A 14,060-nucleotide genomic window follows, 5' to 3' on the forward strand; every position below is an offset into this window, starting at 1 on the left:
TGTTAGCAGCGCCTCAGCGCTGCGATGTTACTCATCGGCCTCTGCTCATGGCACGATCACCATCTGTGATGGCGCCCCAATCGCGGTGTAATCATTGCTAAAACGCAGCTTCCCACTGGCGCTGTCCACAGAGAAGCGGGTGATGTTGTCGCTGCGCTGGTTCAGGACGTACAGCGTTTTGCCATCCGGCGAAAGCGTTAACGTGCGTGGATAATCGCCGCGCGTCCAGACATCCTCAATAAACGTCAGCGCGCCGTCTGGCGCAACCTGAAAGTGTCCAATGCTGTTATGTAAGCGATTCAGCACATAAAGATGCTCGCCGCGCTTATCGATCGCCAGACCGGCGGCAAAGCTGGTGCCTTTATAACCCGGCGGTAGCGACGATACCGTCGCCCCTTCCGTCAGCGTTCCTTTTTGCGGGTTCAGCAGATAGCGCGTGAGGGTTGATGCCTCTTCGTTAATTAAATAAAGCGATTTGCCATCCGGCGCGAAAACAAAGTGCCTTGGCCCCGCGCCGGCTGAAGAAGCGGCCAGCCACGGCGGCGTATTTGGCGTCAGCTTGCCCTGCTCGCTCAGACGATACTGGTAAATTCGATCCAGGCCTAAATCGGTGCTGAACAGGTAACGACCCTGCGGATCGCTGGCGATCATATGCGCATGGGGCCCATCATGATCGCTGCTGGCAAAGCTGCCTTCTACCGCTGCCTGCGGCTGCGCAGCGCCCGGCGGGCCCTGATGCTGTTTGCTGTCGCTGGCTTTTTCCAGGCCGCCATCGGCCCGCACCGGCAATACGGCGATGGTTCCGCTGACATAATTAGCGACCAGCAGCTGTTTGCCGTTGGGCGTGAGCGACAGGTAAACCGGGCCGCGTCCTTCAGAGCTGACCCGATTGATCTCCGTCAGGCTACCGTCCTTAGCCAGACGATACGCGACAATAATACCCGGATCGCTTTCGCTGCCGACATACAGCACGTCGCCCTGCGCATTCGCCGTTAGCTGCGCGGCATTCGGCAGCTGGCTGACCTGGGTTTTATCGCTTAGCGCGCCGTCAGGCGCGATGTTAAAACGGTAAACGCCCTCGCCGTGCGGCTGATAGGTGCCGACAAACGCATAAGGCGCCGCTGTCGCCAGCGGCGCAACGCCAAACAATGCCAGATAAATCGCTGATTTGCTTATTATTCTCCCCTGTGGTTGTATTGCCGTTGCGCCGCAATGGGCAGAACTTAGCCTACCAGCTTTTTGGTCATTGCCAGCAGCGTTCTGACATCTTCAGGCCGCGTATCGCCAGAGGCTTTATCGATAATCGAACTGTAGATATGCGGAATGATTTTGCTGACGCCCGCATCCAGCGCAATCTGCAAAATCGCCTCATAGTTATCGAGATCGATGCCGCCGGTCGGCTCCAGCCAGAAATCGTGATCGGCGCAGGCCTGCGCTACCGCTTTAAATTCATCAACCGCCTTCAGGCCGCCCATCGGGAAATATTTAATCGAGCTGCCGCCCATATCCTTCAGCATAGCGATCGCAGTTTCGACCGGCACAATCCCGTCCGGAGCCTGCGCGCTGAGCGGGCCGGTGGAGATTTTGACTTTACCCGGCGTGCCGGTTGGCGAAACCAGACCGTTAACTACCGTTTGCTGCTGTCCCAGCAGCGCGCGGCTAGTCGCCACGCCGGTAAAGACCTGATTGACATGCTGCGGCTGCACCTGCGCGGAAATTTCGCTGACCATCGCCGACTGACGCGGATCGCCCGCGCCGAGGCCAACGGAGAGCGCGTTATCGATCAGCGCTGCATACTCACGCATATCCTCAACGGCGCTCTCCACGCTGGCGTAGTTTTTCGATAACACGCCGACCAGCACGTGACCTTCAGCGGCCTGCCAGATGGCCTGGGCGTTAGCTTTCGAGCCTGCCAGTACGTTCAGGCACACACGGTTTTGATAAAAATCAGGCGTCAGCGTCATGCTTGTTTCTCTCCTGTCAGTAGGGCCTTGATGCTAAGAAAAATGATATTGAGCTGTTCCGGCGTCACACTGCGCACGTCAGCTTCAACAATGCCTTCATTGGCTTTGTAGCCACGGAAATAGATGGCGATCGCGCCATTTTTCAGCGCCTGGACCAGTTCGCCGGTGGTTTGGCCAATGGCCGCTTCGTCAAAATGAATCTCCGCACGGGCAATATCGCGGCCAGCGGCATCCCACACGACGCGCGCGCTGACGCCGTTAAGGCCATTCAGGCTGTCGATAAAGGGCGTCATTTTTTCCACCATCTGCGCGCCGCTCTCTTTTTCACGCGTCAGATAGTTTTCAATCGCCTGCGTCAGGCCGAGAATGCCCTCTTTGCCGACTTTCATCGCCCGGCCAATACCTGAGGACTGGCGTTTAACCCACTCAACGTATTGCTGTTTGCCAACTACCAGCCCGCTGGTCGGCCCTTCAATCGCTTTCGCGCCGCTGTAGATCACCAGATCGGCCCCGCTCTGGTAGTAGCGCTGTAAATCCTCTTCCGCCGCGGCATCGACAATCAGTGGCACATTATGCTGGCGTGCCACCACGGCGGCCTGCTCAACGCTAAGGTGGCTTTTTTGTACGCAGTGGTGCGATTTGATATATAAAATCGCAGCGGTTTGCGGCGTGATCGCAGCAGAAAGCTGATCCGCCGAGCATTCGTTGGCGTAGCCCGCTTCAACCAGGCGGCCGCCGCCCAACGCGACCATGGTGCCGACCGGCGCGCCGAAATTGACGTTGTGGCCCTTCGGCAGCACGATGTCGTGCGGCACGGTCAGCGGCGCAGCATGTAAGTTGTCCAGCAGCCAGGCGTTATCTTTCACAATGACCGCTGCCACCGACTGGGCGATGCCCGCCGAGGCACAGGAAACCACCACGGCATTTTCCGCGCCGAGCAGTTTGGCAATGTAGGCACCGGTCTTATCCACCAGGTCTTTCATTTCAAAATAGTGATTCAGGCCATATTTTACCGTGTCCACGACATCCGCCGTCGGCGTAGAGACGCCAAGGATCGTCATGCGGCCAGATGCATTAATGACCTGCTTCAGGTAATATTTTTCATAAATCGAAGACATGTTTTGCTTTCCCTTCATCGGTAACATTCCACTGTCCGGCGACAACCGCCGCCAGCGGGACAAAATGCTGCTGGCCCTGTACGGTTTCCCCTTCTGAATCCAACAGAGGACGCGGCTCGTCGCTTAACGTAAACAGGGTAAAATCGGCATCAAAGCCCGGCTCCAGCCGCCCTTTTTGCGTCAGGCGCAGGCCGTCGGCGGCTTTCCAGGTGACGCAGTCAATAATTTGCGGCAACGTCATGCCGACGCTGAAGAATTTCGACATCACGTTCGCCAGGCTTTTTACCGGGCCCTCGATGCGGTTACGGCAGTAAATATCGGAGCTGATGGTGTCGGGCAGAATGCCCAGCGCGATGGCGCGCCGCGCCACCTCAAAACTAAAGCTGGCGCTACCGTGGCCGACATCGAGCCGCACGCCGCGCTGCAGCGCTTTTTTCACCGCAAAACGCAGCTCGCCCTGCGGGTTCAAAATACGGTTGGGTTTGCCGTTATAGCAGTGGGTAATAATGTCGCCAGAGGTGAGCAGATCGGCGATTTCATCCAGATTCGGCGGGTTGTTGCCGATATGCACCATCAGCGGCAGACCGCCGTTCTCCTGCTGGATCTCTTTTGCCAGCCGCAGCGGTTTGATACCGTTTTCGCCCACCACGCTGCTGCTGATGCGCGCTTTAATGCCCAGAATAAAGCCCGGCAGACGGCGCAGCGCAGCGCTTACAGCGGGCTTATCAATCTGGCTGAGATCGGCCAACTCGTTTTGCGTGAGGATCCCGGTGCGCGCGATATTAAGCAGCGCATAAACCTGCGTTTGCGCAGCGCGCGTCAGCTGATAAAAGTCATCAATCGCCTCTGCGCCAGTGCTGCCCGCGTCCACCACTGTGGTGACGCCGGTAGCGACGCCGATACAGTCCGCCTCATCGTGATAAATCGGTGATTTTGGATAGCAGTGAACGTGAGAATCAATCCAGCCAGCGCTGAGATAGATTTCGCCATCCAGCACCCGCTCCTGTTTCGCCTCACCGCTTACTTCGCCAATCGCGGCGATCTTTCCTGCTTTAACCGCAATATCAACTAGTCGCTCATCAACCAGCCGGGCGCGGCGAATAATCAGATCGAACATGACAACTCCTTCTGGCGGGCCTGCCCTGGCCGACAGACCCGCGTGGTTTACAGCGCAACCGGGTAGATAGCGCCCAGCACCATCGCGCCAAGGATCGCGCCGCCGGTGATCGGTTTATTCCACAGATAGAACAGCAGCGCGCCTGCCAGCGAGCCAAGACCGATCGGAATGGACGCGCCCATCGCAGACAGAATGATAAGCGGCCCCAGAAAGCGACCAGAGGCATTACCGGCACCCATCATGACGTCCGCGCCATAGGTGGAGTCGCTCTGGTTGATGGTGAATTTACGCGCCAGAATAATGACGTAGCCAATCGCCAGACCGATAATCAGGCCGGTAATCAGCGAGGCGGCGAAGTTAGCAACCGGGAAGACGATGCCCGCGCCCAGCAGCAGCGCCGGAACGCCCAGCCCGACGCCGGTCTGAATCGCGCCGCCAATATCCAGAATCCCCACCAGCGACCCTTCAATAATGCGAGCAAACAGGAAGCTGGCGCCAAAGGCCGCTACCGCGCCGTAGGCGCCGGTTTCAATGCCAGCGCGCAGCATTGATACAAAAGCGACTTCGTTAAAGGCGCCGATGCCGTACAGGTAATACATATGCGTACCGGCAAATACGCCGGAGGAAAGCAGACCAACAAAGATCGGGAATGACCAGTCGGCGTACCAAAATCCACTTTTAGTCTCGTTCATCTCATTGCCCCCGATTATTTTCCGCTCAGGCTGTTATGGATCATTTCAAGCCAGTTCGGCACGCCCGCGTTGAAGGATTCCAGCAGCTTCATATCAAAGCCACGGAAGAAGCCACTCAGCACAAACAGCAGAACAATGGAGAACATCATGACTTTGGTCACTTTGTTCCAGCCGCTCTCTTCCACGCCTTTACCGATCAGAATGCCCAGCACCAGGCCCGGAACGGCGTTGCCCATGATCAACTGCGCCAGACCACCGAAAATCGTTGCCCAGAAGCCCGATTTTTTGCCAGCGTCGATCGCTGCCAGCCAGAAGATCACCGGCATCACGGTGTTAACCAGCAGGTTGGCGGCGGGAACCAGCACTTTTACCGCTGTCACCTGCAGCGCTTCCGGTACCGCCGAAGCGGTTGAGTTCAGGAAGGCCACCACCACCATGCCGATGAAGCCGCACACAATCGCCATCTTTTTCGGATCGTGCAGCGTTTCGGCGACGTTACGGTTTTTGATCATCAGCGCCGCGGCGCCCCAGTTGGGGATAATGCGGTGGTCAACGTCCTGCGTGAAAGAACCGGCCGCGACGGAAGAAGCCCATGCGTTAAAGAAGAAGCCGAGGCCGAAGGAGAAGTGAGAAGCGGGATCGCCTTCACAGGAGTTGAGTTCGCCCAGTGTTCGAAATGCGCCCATGCCTTGAGAGGTTGGCGCATGGAACATACGCGCGGCACCCGCGCCGACGCCTACGCCGACCAGTCCCCCAATCACCAGCGACTTAAGCAAGATAATTAAAAACATCAGTTTTTCCTTATGTCTTATCGCCTAACGTTTTTATGGCGTGACCGTAAACTCCACCTTGTCGGTATCAATCACGGTCACGTTGACGGTAATCTCCAGCTCCACGCTGTAGTTCCGTCGCTCTCGCGGCAGAAAGAAAAACAGAAACCTTTCCTTTCTGACGCTCTGCTGCGCTCGAATAACCTTGACGTCCTGTGGCTCGATACGCAGCAATACTTTCTGAGTGGATTGCAGCACCTTGTGCTGCACGCGGCTCAGCGCGTCGGCAAAGGCTTTACTCTGCGTATCGCCTTTACCGCTGACCTGAACCGTCGTGGTGAATTGCTGTTTCATGCTTAGCTGCCGTATTTTTTATTCCAGGCCTGCACCAGCTTCTCGCCCAGTTCCTCTTTATCCATAAAGCCAAAGCCCAGTACGTTCGCGCCTTCGTTAATTGCCGTGACGCCTTCATCAATAGAGCGCATGCCGTGTTTGGCTTTATAGCCATGCTTGTTTTGCGCGGTGATGGCGCCAGCGCCGCCGCTGCCGCAGAAAGAGATGCCGAAATCGGCGTTTTCTGCTTTCATCACGTCACCCAGCTTCATATCCGCCGCGACGCCCGGTACCACGACGGCGCGTCCGCCCGCTTTTTCGATGCCGGCCGCCACTTTTTGCCCTTTACCTAAACGATCGCCAATGACTACGGTTACCATGTTGCGTTCCTTCTGTTAGATTTGTTGACTGCTGGCTGGCCTGCGCCGCCGTTAATTAATTTGTTTTCGCGACTTCAAAATGAACCGAAAGCAGCCATGCTTCTTCACGCGGCAAATTGCCGAACAGATCGACGACCTGCTGCGCCAGCCGCATCGATTCAGGGGAAATATCCTCAAACAGTTCGGCTTCAACTTCCGGCAGCGGCTCGCCGGTTAATGAACGCAGCGCCATTGCGCGTACGTGGGAAGCCAGCATTTGCTGCTGTACCGCGTTGGGATAAATCGCTTCAGCGCTAAAAAGTTCATCGATTTGTTTCATCACCCGCTCGGCCAGCGCTTCAATTTCCGCATCGCTTACCGGCTTTTGCACCGCACTGTTATTCACCTTGCCGGTAATGCTGCCAACTTACTGATTTAGTGTATGATGGTGATTTTAAGGTGCTTGCGTGGCTTCCATTTCCATCAGATGTCCTTCCTGCTCCGCTACTGAAGGCGTGGTGCGTAACGGCAAAAGCACTGCCGGACATCAGCGCTATCTCTGCTCTCATTGCCGTAAAACATGGCAACTACAGTTCACTTACACCGCCTCTCAGCCCGGTACGCACCAGAAAATCATTGATATGGCCATGAATGGCGTCGGATGTCGCGCCAGTGCACGCATTATGGGCGTTGGCCTCAACACGGTTTTACGTCACTTAAAAAACTCAGGCCGCAGTCGGTAACCTCGCGCATACAACCGGGCAGTGATGTGATTGTCTGCGCTGAAATGGACGAACAGTGGGGCTACGTCGGTGCTAAATCACGTCAGCGCTGGCTGTTTTACGCGTATGACAGGATACGGAGGACGGTTGTGGCGCACGTCTTCGGTGAACGCACTCTGGCCACACTGGAGCGTCTTCTGAGCCTGCTGTCGGCCTTTGAGGTCGTGGTATGGATGACGGATGGCTGGCCGCTGTACGAATCACACCTGAAGGGAAAGCTGCACGTTATCAGCAAGCGTTACACTCAGCGCATTGAGCGACATAACCTGAATCTGAGACAACATCTGGCAAGGCTGGGACGGAAGTCACTGTCGTTCTCAAAATCGGTGGAGCTGCATGACAAGGTCATCGGGCATTATCTGAACATAAAACACTATCAGTAAGTTGGAGTCATTACCCACCTTGCCTACTCCTGATTACCTGAAATTCCATTTGTTTCGCGTTGAAAACAAAGTAGCGCTATCGCCTAATCCTTTGTAGCCCGACTTTTTCCGCCACAAAGTGGAAATAGCGGCACGTGAAGTGAGCGAGGTCGCAAAAAAATCAGGTTGTGCGTAATAAAGGGGATAAAAATAGATTTCGCGCAATAAAGCACGCTGAAATACACGGATTAAGAATAATTGACGTCGGTCAGAAAAAAGAGCGAAAGGGAAAAATAGGCAGCAATAAGAAAAGGTTATTAATAAAACGGAAAGGAGAGCATATTGAAGCAAGTAATAAGGAGCATTTATTTAGCCCGTTAACAATTTCCAGCTAAATAATTAAAAGTTTCAACGCGTATTACCAATAAAAAACCGGGCACGCCAGGCTGCCCGGTTTTTATGAACAGGATTTACTGTCCGGCAATGCTCATTTCAGGCAGCAACACCGAGCCGCACTGAATATTACTGCGCGTCTCAATATCATTACCGACGGTGACAATATTACGCCACATATCTTTCAGGTTGCCGGCAATGGTAATCTCGCTGACCGGATACTGGATCTCTCCATTTTCCACCCAGAATCCCGCCGCGCCGCGCGAATAGTCGCCGGTGATACCGCTCACGCCCTGTCCCATCAGCTCAGTTACCACCAGGCCTTTACCCATTTGCTTAAGCAAATCGTCAAAGCTGCTGCCCTGACCGGCGATGCGCCAGTTATGAATGCCGCCCGCGTGACCGGTGCTTTTCAGGCCCAGCTTGCGCGCGGCGTAGCTGGTCAGCAACCAGGTTTGCAGCACGCCATCTTTGATAATTTCCCGATCCTGCGTGCGCACGCCTTCGCTGTCAAACGGCGTGGAGGCCAGTCCTTTCAGCAGATGCGGTTTTTCTTCAATGGTCAGCCATTCCGGCAGGATTTGCGTACCCAGCGCATCAAGCAGGAAGGTCGATTTACGGTAAACGCTGCTGCCGCTGATGGCGCCGACCAGGTGTCCGAACAGGCCGGTAGCCACTTCCGGCGCGAACAGCACCGGCGCTTTCATGGTCGGCAGCTTGCGCGGTGCCAGACGCGACAGGGTACGACGCGCGCACTCCTGACCCACCCATTCCGGCGACTGGAGGTCTTCCAGCGCGCGACCAATGGTATAAGCATAATCGCGCTCCATATCGCCTTCAGCTTCAGCGATAACACAGCTGGAGAGCGAATGGCGGCTGGAACAATAGCTTTGCAGCATGCCGTGGCTGTTGCCGAAAACTTTAATGCCGACGTGGCTGTTAAAGCTGCCGCCTTCGGTATTGGTAATGCGTTTATCCGCCTGCAGCGAAGCCTGTTCGGCGCGCGCCGCCAATTCGATCGCTTTATCAGGATCGATCTCCCATGGATGGAACAGATCGAGATCCGGCGCGTCAAACGCCAACAGCTCGCGATCGGCCATGCCGGCAAAAGGATCGGGCGAGGTGTAACGGGCGATATCGACCGCCGCCTGTACGGTGCGCTGAATGGCGTCCGGGCTGAGATCGGTAGAAGAGGCGCTGCCTTTACGATTCTGGTAATAGACGGTAATACCCAGCGCGCCATCGCTGTTGAATTCAACGTTTTCGACTTCACCATAGCGGGTGCTGACGCCAATACCCGTGGTTTTACTGACCGCCACCTCAGCGCCGTCAGTGCCTGCTTTCGCCAATTCCAGCGCCTGGGCAACCGCCTGCTCCAGCACTTTTCGTTGTTCTGCAACCTGAGAGAGTATTTTCATTGACCTACCATAATATGATGAGTACGGTCTGCCTGCGTCGGCTAAGCCTTTGACTGAGCCGATCTTGCACGGCAACGCGCGAGTTGTATCCTTATCTGGAGTCTAACAGAGTCAGAGAACAATTTCGCAGTAGCCGCGTAACCTGATAGCATTAGCCTCTTTTTCAGGAGCCTGATAATGACGAAACACCCCGAAGAGTGGCTCGACGACGTACCGGATAATCAAGAAGAAGAAGATGAAGAGATTATCTGGGTCAGTAAGAGTGAGATTAAACGTGATGCCGAGGAGCTGAAGCGACTTGGTGCGGAGATGGTGGATTTGGGGAAAAACTCCCTCGATCGCCTGCCGCTGGATGAAGAGTTGCGCGACGCCATTGAACTGGCGCAGCGTATTAAAAAAGAGGGCCGTCGTCGCCAGCTCCAGCTGATCGGCAAGCTGCTGCGCGCACGCGATCCCGATCCGATCTACCAGGCGCTGGATAAGCTTAAGAACCGCCATAACCAGCAGGTTGCGCTGTTCCATAAGCTGGAAGCCTTGCGCGATCGTTTGGTGGAACAGGGCGACGATGCGATGGCCGAGGTGCTGAACCTCTATCCGCAGGCCGACCGTCAGCAGCTGCGCAGCATGATCCGCAACGCGCAGAAAGAGAAAGCGGCGAACAAACCGCCAAAATCTTATCGCCAGATTTTCCAGTATTTGCGCGAGCTGGCCGAAGCCTCTTAATAAAGCATTGGCCTGAGCCGTTTACGGGCGCCCTGCTACAGGCCCCGTAAAGCATTTCCGCGCCGTTACCGGCGCGGTTTATCTTTTGTCGCCCCGCTATTTCCCCAGGCGATCCAGCAGTTTCTGATGGATGCCACCGAAGCCGCCGTTGCTCATCACCAGAATGTAATCGCCCGGATGCGCATGTTTGGCAATCGTCTCTACCAGCACGTCAATATCAGCGCTCCAGAAAGCCGGCTGAATACAGGCGTCCGCCACTTCCGATACCTGCCAGGGAATATGATGCGGCTGGAACAGAAATACCTCGTCGGCCCGGCCCAGTGCAGGCGCCAGATCGTCTTTGCTGACGCCCAGCTTCATGGTATTGGAGCGCGGCTCCAGCACGGCGAGAATGCGCGCGGTGCCGCCGACTTTGCTGCGCAGCGCGGCCAGCGTTGCCAGAATCGCGGTGGGATGATGAGCAAAATCGTCATACACTTTGATGCCGTTCGCTTCGCCACGCAGCTCCAGGCGACGGCGCGCATTGATAAAGTCATCCAGCGCCCGTCCGGCATCTTCCGGCTTCACGCCGACGTGCCGCGCCGCGGCAATCGCCATCAGGCCGTTATGCATATTGTGTTCGCCCACCAGCGACCAGTTCACCTCTGCCACACGTTCGCCGTCGAGCCAGGCTTCCCAGCGCGAAGCATCCGGCGTCAGCTTTTTCGCCTGCCAGCGGCCGTTTTCACCCACGCTTTCCTGTTCACTCCAACAGCCCATCGCCATTACCTGCTTCAGGTTGGCATCATGTTCCGGCAGCAGGATTTTGCCCTGGCCTGGCACAATACGAATCAAATGATGGAACTGTTTCTGAATGGCACGCAGATCGTCAAAAATATCGGCGTGATCGAATTCGAGGTTATTCAAAATTAAAGTACGCGGGCAATAATGAACAAACTTGGAGCGCTTATCGAAAAAGGCGCAGTCGTACTCATCGGCTTCAATAACGAAGAATGGGCTTTTTCCTAAAGTTGCCGATACCGAGAAATTTCCCGGCACGCCGCCGATCACAAAGCCCGGTTCCAGCCCGCAGGCCTGTAAAATCCACGCTGTCATGCCAGCGGTGGTGGTTTTTCCATGGGTTCCCGCCACGGCAATCACCCAGCGGTCGCGCAGCACAAAATCATGCAGCCATTGCGGCCCGGACATGTAGGGAATATTGCGTTCCAGCACCGCTTCTACGCAGGCGTTGCCGCGCGTCATCGCGTTGCCGATGATCACCAGATCCGGCGCCGGATCGAGCTGGCTGGCATCGTAACCCTGAATCAAATCAATGCCTTGATTCTCCAGCAGCACGCTCATTGGTGGGTAAACATTAGCATCGGAGCCGGTAACTTCATGGCCCATCGCTCGTGCCAGCATCGCTAACCCGCCCATAAAGGTGCCACAGATACCAAGGATATGAATACGCATAAAAGGTCCGTTCTCGAAAAAGTTCGAGGCACAGTGTAGCGCTGAGCGACGCGGGAAGAAACGGATTTGACCTATGGTCTTTATGCCTCATTCCGTTAAACTGCCTGAGCATTCGTTGCAGCTTTGTACCCTATGCTGCCACTCCATCGTAGATTCAGGGATTGTGTTATGAAAACATTAGGCGAATTTATCGTCGAGAAGCAACACGACTTTCCGCATGCCACAGGTGAACTGACGGCGCTGATCTCCGCTATTAAGCTTGGCGCTAAAATTATTCATCGCGACATTAACAAAGCCGGTCTGGTTGATATTCTGGGCGCCAGCGGCGTGGAAAACGTTCAGGGCGAGCAGCAGATGAAGCTCGATCTGTTCGCTAATGAAAAGCTGAAGGCGGCGCTGAAGGCGCGCGGTATCGTCGCCGGTATCGCGTCCGAAGAAGAAGATGAAATCGTTATCTTCGAAGGCGTGGAAAACGGCAAGTATGTCGTGTTAATGGACCCGCTGGATGGCTCTTCAAATATTGATGTTAACGTTTCCGTCGGCACGATTTTCTCAATCTATCGCCGCGTTACGCCACCCGGCACGCCGGTGACCGAAGCGGACTTCATGCAGCCGGGTAATAAGCAGGTCGCCGCCGGTTACGTGGTTTACGGCTCGTCCACCATGCTGGTTTATACCACCGGCTGCGGCGTTCACGCCTTTACCTACGATCCGTCGCTGGGCGTATTTTGCCTGAGCCAGGAGCGCATGACGTTTCCAGAGGTGGGTTACACCTACTCGATTAACGAAGGCAACTATATCCGCTTCCCGCAGGGCGTGAAGAAATACCTGAAGTTCTGCCAGGAAGAAGATAAGGCGACGCATCGTCCTTATACCTCGCGCTATATCGGCTCGCTGGTAGCAGATTTTCACCGCAACCTGCTGAAAGGCGGCATTTATCTCTATCCCAGCACCGCCAGCCATCCCAGCGGTAAGCTGCGCCTGCTGTATGAATGCAACCCGATGGCGTTCCTGGCGGAACAGGCAGGCGGCAAAGCCAGCGACGGTAAAAATCGCATCCTCGATCTGCAGCCGGAAGCGTTGCATCAGCGTTGTCCGTTCTTCGTCGGCAACGAGGCGATGGTTGATGATGTCGAGCGCTTTATGCGCGAATATCCTGACGAGCATCAGGCGTAAGACATAACAGAGGCCGCCGGATAAAACTGGCGGCCTCTGACATTCTGGACGGTTTTAACGCGCCTTACGGATACGGAACGGCAACTCACCCGCTGACCGACGGCGTTTCCAGCAACCACATAATCGCCGTCTGGATGATTCACGCCGCATTTCACTGCACCATCTCGCGCCTTGCTTTTACCCGCACCTGAGACTCCCCCCTCAGCGCAATCTTCTTTACCGCGTTCGCCCTGCATGCTTGTTGCTCGCCACCGGCGTTAACCATTGTTATAGTGAATTTTTCCTTTCCGTCCTGCCAGGGAGCGTTAGATGACGGCTTTTACTTCCATATTGATCTTGCTTGTACTCGGTGGCCTGAGTCTTTTTGTTCACAATACCGCCGTAACCATCTCTGTCGCCGCGCTGCTGATCATTAAATTAACGCCGTTATCGCACTTTTTCCCCTACATAGAAAAACAGGGCCTGACGCTTGGCATTATTATTCTGACTATTGGCGTGATGTCGCCGCTGGTCAGCGGCTCCTTGCCTACCAGCACCTTGCTAAAATCCTTTCTCGACTGGAAATCGCTGTTGGCGATTGTGGTAGGGATCGTGGTTTCCTGGCTTGGCGGACGCGGCGTAACGCTGATGAGCAGCCAGCCGACCATTGTTGGCGGTCTGCTGATCGGCACCATTATCGGCGTTTCACTGTTTCGCGGTGTGCCGGTGGGACCACTGATTGCCGCCGGTCTGGTTTCGCTGTTTATTTTCAATAAATAACCGCAGCTGGAGCATTCCGAAAGCGGAAAAAGGGGGCATACTTTCAGTGTCAGTTGGCTATAATAGCCGTCACTCAACGTATGACGAATGAAGGAAAGCGAGATGAGTTTGAACCTGGTTCCTGCCGGTAAAGACCTGCCAGAAGACATCTATGTCATCATCGAGATCCCGGCCAATGCCGATCCGATTAAATATGAAGTGGATAAAGAATCTGGCGCGCTGTTTGTTGACCGTTTTATGTCAACCGCCATGTTCTATCCGTGCAACTACGGTTACATCAACCACACCCTGTCTCTGGATGGCGACCCGGTAGACGTACTGGTGCCGACGCCGTATCCGTTACAGCCGGGTTCAGTGATTCGCTGCCGTCCGGTTGGCGTGCTGAAGATGACCGACGAATCTGGCGAAGACGCGAAGCTGGTTGCCGTACCGCACACCAAGCTTTCTAAAGAATACGATCACATTAAAGATGTGAACGACCTGCCGGAACTGCTGCGTGCCCAGATCACCCATTTCTTTGAACACTACAAAGATCTGGAAAAAGGCAAGTGGGTTAAAGTTGACGGCTGGGATAACGCTGAAGCCGCTAAAGAAGAGATTCGCACCTCTTTCGAACGCGCTGCGAAGAAGTAATCACCGTCG

General features: G+C 55.3%; 16 protein-coding genes. 5 read left to right on the forward strand and 11 right to left on the reverse strand.

Going from position 1 to position 14,060, the window contains the following annotated elements; genetic code table 11:
* Positions 1-45: 45 nt before the first annotated feature.
* The 9 genes from P3C52_RS12805 to P3C52_RS12845 form a co-directional block, all read right to left on the reverse strand.
* Complete coding sequence (locus tag P3C52_RS12805) at positions 46-1,155, reverse strand: lactonase family protein (RefSeq protein ID WP_275555412.1); 1,110 nt, start codon at positions 1,153-1,155, stop codon at positions 46-48.
* A 68-nt stretch (positions 1,156-1,223) separates the two neighbouring features.
* On the reverse strand, positions 1,224-1,964 hold the full coding sequence (locus tag P3C52_RS12810; protein ID WP_275555377.1) for a KDGP aldolase family protein: 741 nt from the start codon (positions 1,962-1,964) through the stop codon (positions 1,224-1,226).
* The gene (locus P3C52_RS12815) at positions 1,961-3,082 is read right to left on the reverse strand and encodes a DgaE family pyridoxal phosphate-dependent ammonia lyase (RefSeq protein WP_275555378.1); all 1,122 of its coding nucleotides are present in this window, start codon (positions 3,080-3,082) and stop codon (positions 1,961-1,963) included. The genes P3C52_RS12810 and P3C52_RS12815 overlap by 4 nt, the downstream gene beginning before the upstream one ends.
* Complete coding sequence (locus tag P3C52_RS12820) at positions 3,066-4,199, reverse strand: amidohydrolase/deacetylase family metallohydrolase (RefSeq protein WP_275555380.1); 1,134 nt, start codon at positions 4,197-4,199, stop codon at positions 3,066-3,068. Before P3C52_RS12820 ends, P3C52_RS12815 begins: the two co-directional genes overlap by 17 nt.
* 47 nt (positions 4,200-4,246) lie before the next feature.
* On the reverse strand, positions 4,247-4,891 hold the full coding sequence (locus P3C52_RS12825) for a DUF4310 family protein (protein ID WP_275555381.1): 645 nt from the start codon (positions 4,889-4,891) through the stop codon (positions 4,247-4,249).
* Between the two features lie 14 nt (positions 4,892-4,905).
* Positions 4,906-5,682: a DUF4311 domain-containing protein gene (locus tag P3C52_RS12830; RefSeq protein ID WP_275555382.1), complete on the reverse strand. Its 777-nt coding sequence runs from the start codon at positions 5,680-5,682 to the stop codon at positions 4,906-4,908.
* Positions 5,683-5,715: 33 nt separating this feature from the next.
* Positions 5,716-6,015, reverse strand: coding sequence for a DUF4312 family protein (locus P3C52_RS12835; protein ID WP_275555383.1), 300 nt, complete (start codon positions 6,013-6,015; stop codon positions 5,716-5,718).
* Positions 6,016-6,017: 2 nt separating this feature from the next.
* Positions 6,018-6,374: an SFCGS family glycine-rich protein gene (locus tag P3C52_RS12840; RefSeq protein WP_275555384.1), complete on the reverse strand. Its 357-nt coding sequence runs from the start codon at positions 6,372-6,374 to the stop codon at positions 6,018-6,020.
* A 55-nt stretch (positions 6,375-6,429) separates the two neighbouring features.
* A complete protein-coding gene (locus tag P3C52_RS12845; protein ID WP_275555385.1) occupies positions 6,430-6,759 on the reverse strand; it encodes a glycine dehydrogenase in 330 nt (109 codons plus the stop codon).
* Between the two features lie 61 nt (positions 6,760-6,820).
* On the opposite strand from P3C52_RS12845, the gene P3C52_RS12850 reads away from it, so the two are divergent.
* Positions 6,821-7,518 (forward strand): IS1 family transposase gene (locus tag P3C52_RS12850; RefSeq protein ID WP_275553408.1). Its coding sequence is split into 2 segments (ribosomal slippage): positions 6,821-7,070 and positions 7,070-7,518, totalling 699 coding nucleotides; the frame shifts between segments, so codons are not numbered across the junction.
* A 449-nt stretch (positions 7,519-7,967) separates the two neighbouring features.
* On the opposite strand, the gene pmbA is transcribed toward P3C52_RS12850, so the two are convergent.
* Positions 7,968-9,308: a metalloprotease PmbA gene (gene pmbA, locus P3C52_RS12855; RefSeq protein WP_275555386.1), complete on the reverse strand. Its 1,341-nt coding sequence runs from the start codon at positions 9,306-9,308 to the stop codon at positions 7,968-7,970.
* Positions 9,309-9,485: 177 nt separating this feature from the next.
* On the opposite strand from pmbA, the gene yjgA reads away from it, so the two are divergent.
* Positions 9,486-10,031 carry a ribosome biogenesis factor YjgA gene (gene yjgA / locus P3C52_RS12860; RefSeq protein WP_275555387.1) on the forward strand — a complete coding sequence of 182 codons (546 nt, stop codon included), beginning with the start codon at positions 9,486-9,488 and terminating at the stop codon, positions 10,029-10,031.
* A 96-nt stretch (positions 10,032-10,127) separates the two neighbouring features.
* On the opposite strand, the gene mpl is transcribed toward yjgA, so the two are convergent.
* A complete protein-coding gene (mpl, locus tag P3C52_RS12865) occupies positions 10,128-11,483 on the reverse strand; it encodes a UDP-N-acetylmuramate:L-alanyl-gamma-D-glutamyl-meso-diaminopimelate ligase (RefSeq protein WP_275555388.1) in 1,356 nt (451 codons plus the stop codon).
* A 168-nt stretch (positions 11,484-11,651) separates the two neighbouring features.
* Here mpl and fbp point away from each other — a divergent pair, with 168 nt between their 5' ends.
* The 3 genes from fbp to ppa all read left to right on the forward strand — a co-directional run bounded on the left by fbp (position 11,652) and on the right by ppa (position 14,051).
* A complete protein-coding gene (gene fbp / locus P3C52_RS12870) occupies positions 11,652-12,659 on the forward strand; it encodes a class 1 fructose-bisphosphatase (protein WP_275555389.1) in 1,008 nt (335 codons plus the stop codon).
* A gap of 309 nt (positions 12,660-12,968) precedes the next feature.
* Positions 12,969-13,418, forward strand: a complete 450-nt coding sequence (locus P3C52_RS12875) for a DUF441 domain-containing protein (RefSeq protein ID WP_275555390.1) — start codon at positions 12,969-12,971, stop codon at positions 13,416-13,418.
* Between the two features lie 102 nt (positions 13,419-13,520).
* Positions 13,521-14,051 carry an inorganic diphosphatase gene (gene ppa, locus P3C52_RS12880; protein ID WP_103059194.1) on the forward strand — a complete coding sequence of 177 codons (531 nt, stop codon included), beginning with the start codon at positions 13,521-13,523 and terminating at the stop codon, positions 14,049-14,051.
* Positions 14,052-14,060: the final 9 nt, after the last annotated feature.

Source organism: Mixta sp. Marseille-Q2659, assembly GCF_940807255.1.
Taxonomy (GTDB): domain Bacteria; phylum Pseudomonadota; class Gammaproteobacteria; order Enterobacterales; family Enterobacteriaceae; genus Mixta.

What these genes read in the sequence shown, in the direction of transcription:
- P3C52_RS12810 (WP_275555377.1), bottom strand. Translation starts at nt 1,964, where the DNA reads ATGACGCTGACGCCTGATTTTTATCAAAACCGTGTGTGCCTGAACGTA.
- P3C52_RS12815 (WP_275555378.1), bottom strand. Translation starts at nt 3,082, where the DNA reads ATGTCTTCGATTTATGAAAAATATTACCTGAAGCAGGTCATTAATGCA.
- P3C52_RS12820 (WP_275555380.1), bottom strand. Translation starts at nt 4,199, where the DNA reads ATGTTCGATCTGATTATTCGCCGCGCCCGGCTGGTTGATGAGCGACTA.
- P3C52_RS12825 (WP_275555381.1), bottom strand. Translation starts at nt 4,891, where the DNA reads ATGAACGAGACTAAAAGTGGATTTTGGTACGCCGACTGGTCATTCCCG.
- P3C52_RS12830 (WP_275555382.1), bottom strand. Translation starts at nt 5,682, where the DNA reads ATGTTTTTAATTATCTTGCTTAAGTCGCTGGTGATTGGGGGACTGGTC.
- P3C52_RS12835 (WP_275555383.1), bottom strand. Translation starts at nt 6,015, where the DNA reads ATGAAACAGCAATTCACCACGACGGTTCAGGTCAGCGGTAAAGGCGAT.
- P3C52_RS12840 (WP_275555384.1), bottom strand. Translation starts at nt 6,374, where the DNA reads ATGGTAACCGTAGTCATTGGCGATCGTTTAGGTAAAGGGCAAAAAGTG.
- pmbA (WP_275555386.1), bottom strand. Translation starts at nt 9,308, where the DNA reads ATGAAAATACTCTCTCAGGTTGCAGAACAACGAAAAGTGCTGGAGCAG.
- yjgA (WP_275555387.1), top strand. Translation starts at nt 9,486, where the DNA reads ATGACGAAACACCCCGAAGAGTGGCTCGACGACGTACCGGATAATCAA.
- mpl (WP_275555388.1), bottom strand. Translation starts at nt 11,483, where the DNA reads ATGCGTATTCATATCCTTGGTATCTGTGGCACCTTTATGGGCGGGTTA.
- fbp (WP_275555389.1), top strand. Translation starts at nt 11,652, where the DNA reads ATGAAAACATTAGGCGAATTTATCGTCGAGAAGCAACACGACTTTCCG.
- P3C52_RS12875 (WP_275555390.1), top strand. Translation starts at nt 12,969, where the DNA reads ATGACGGCTTTTACTTCCATATTGATCTTGCTTGTACTCGGTGGCCTG.
- ppa (WP_103059194.1), top strand. Translation starts at nt 13,521, where the DNA reads ATGAGTTTGAACCTGGTTCCTGCCGGTAAAGACCTGCCAGAAGACATC.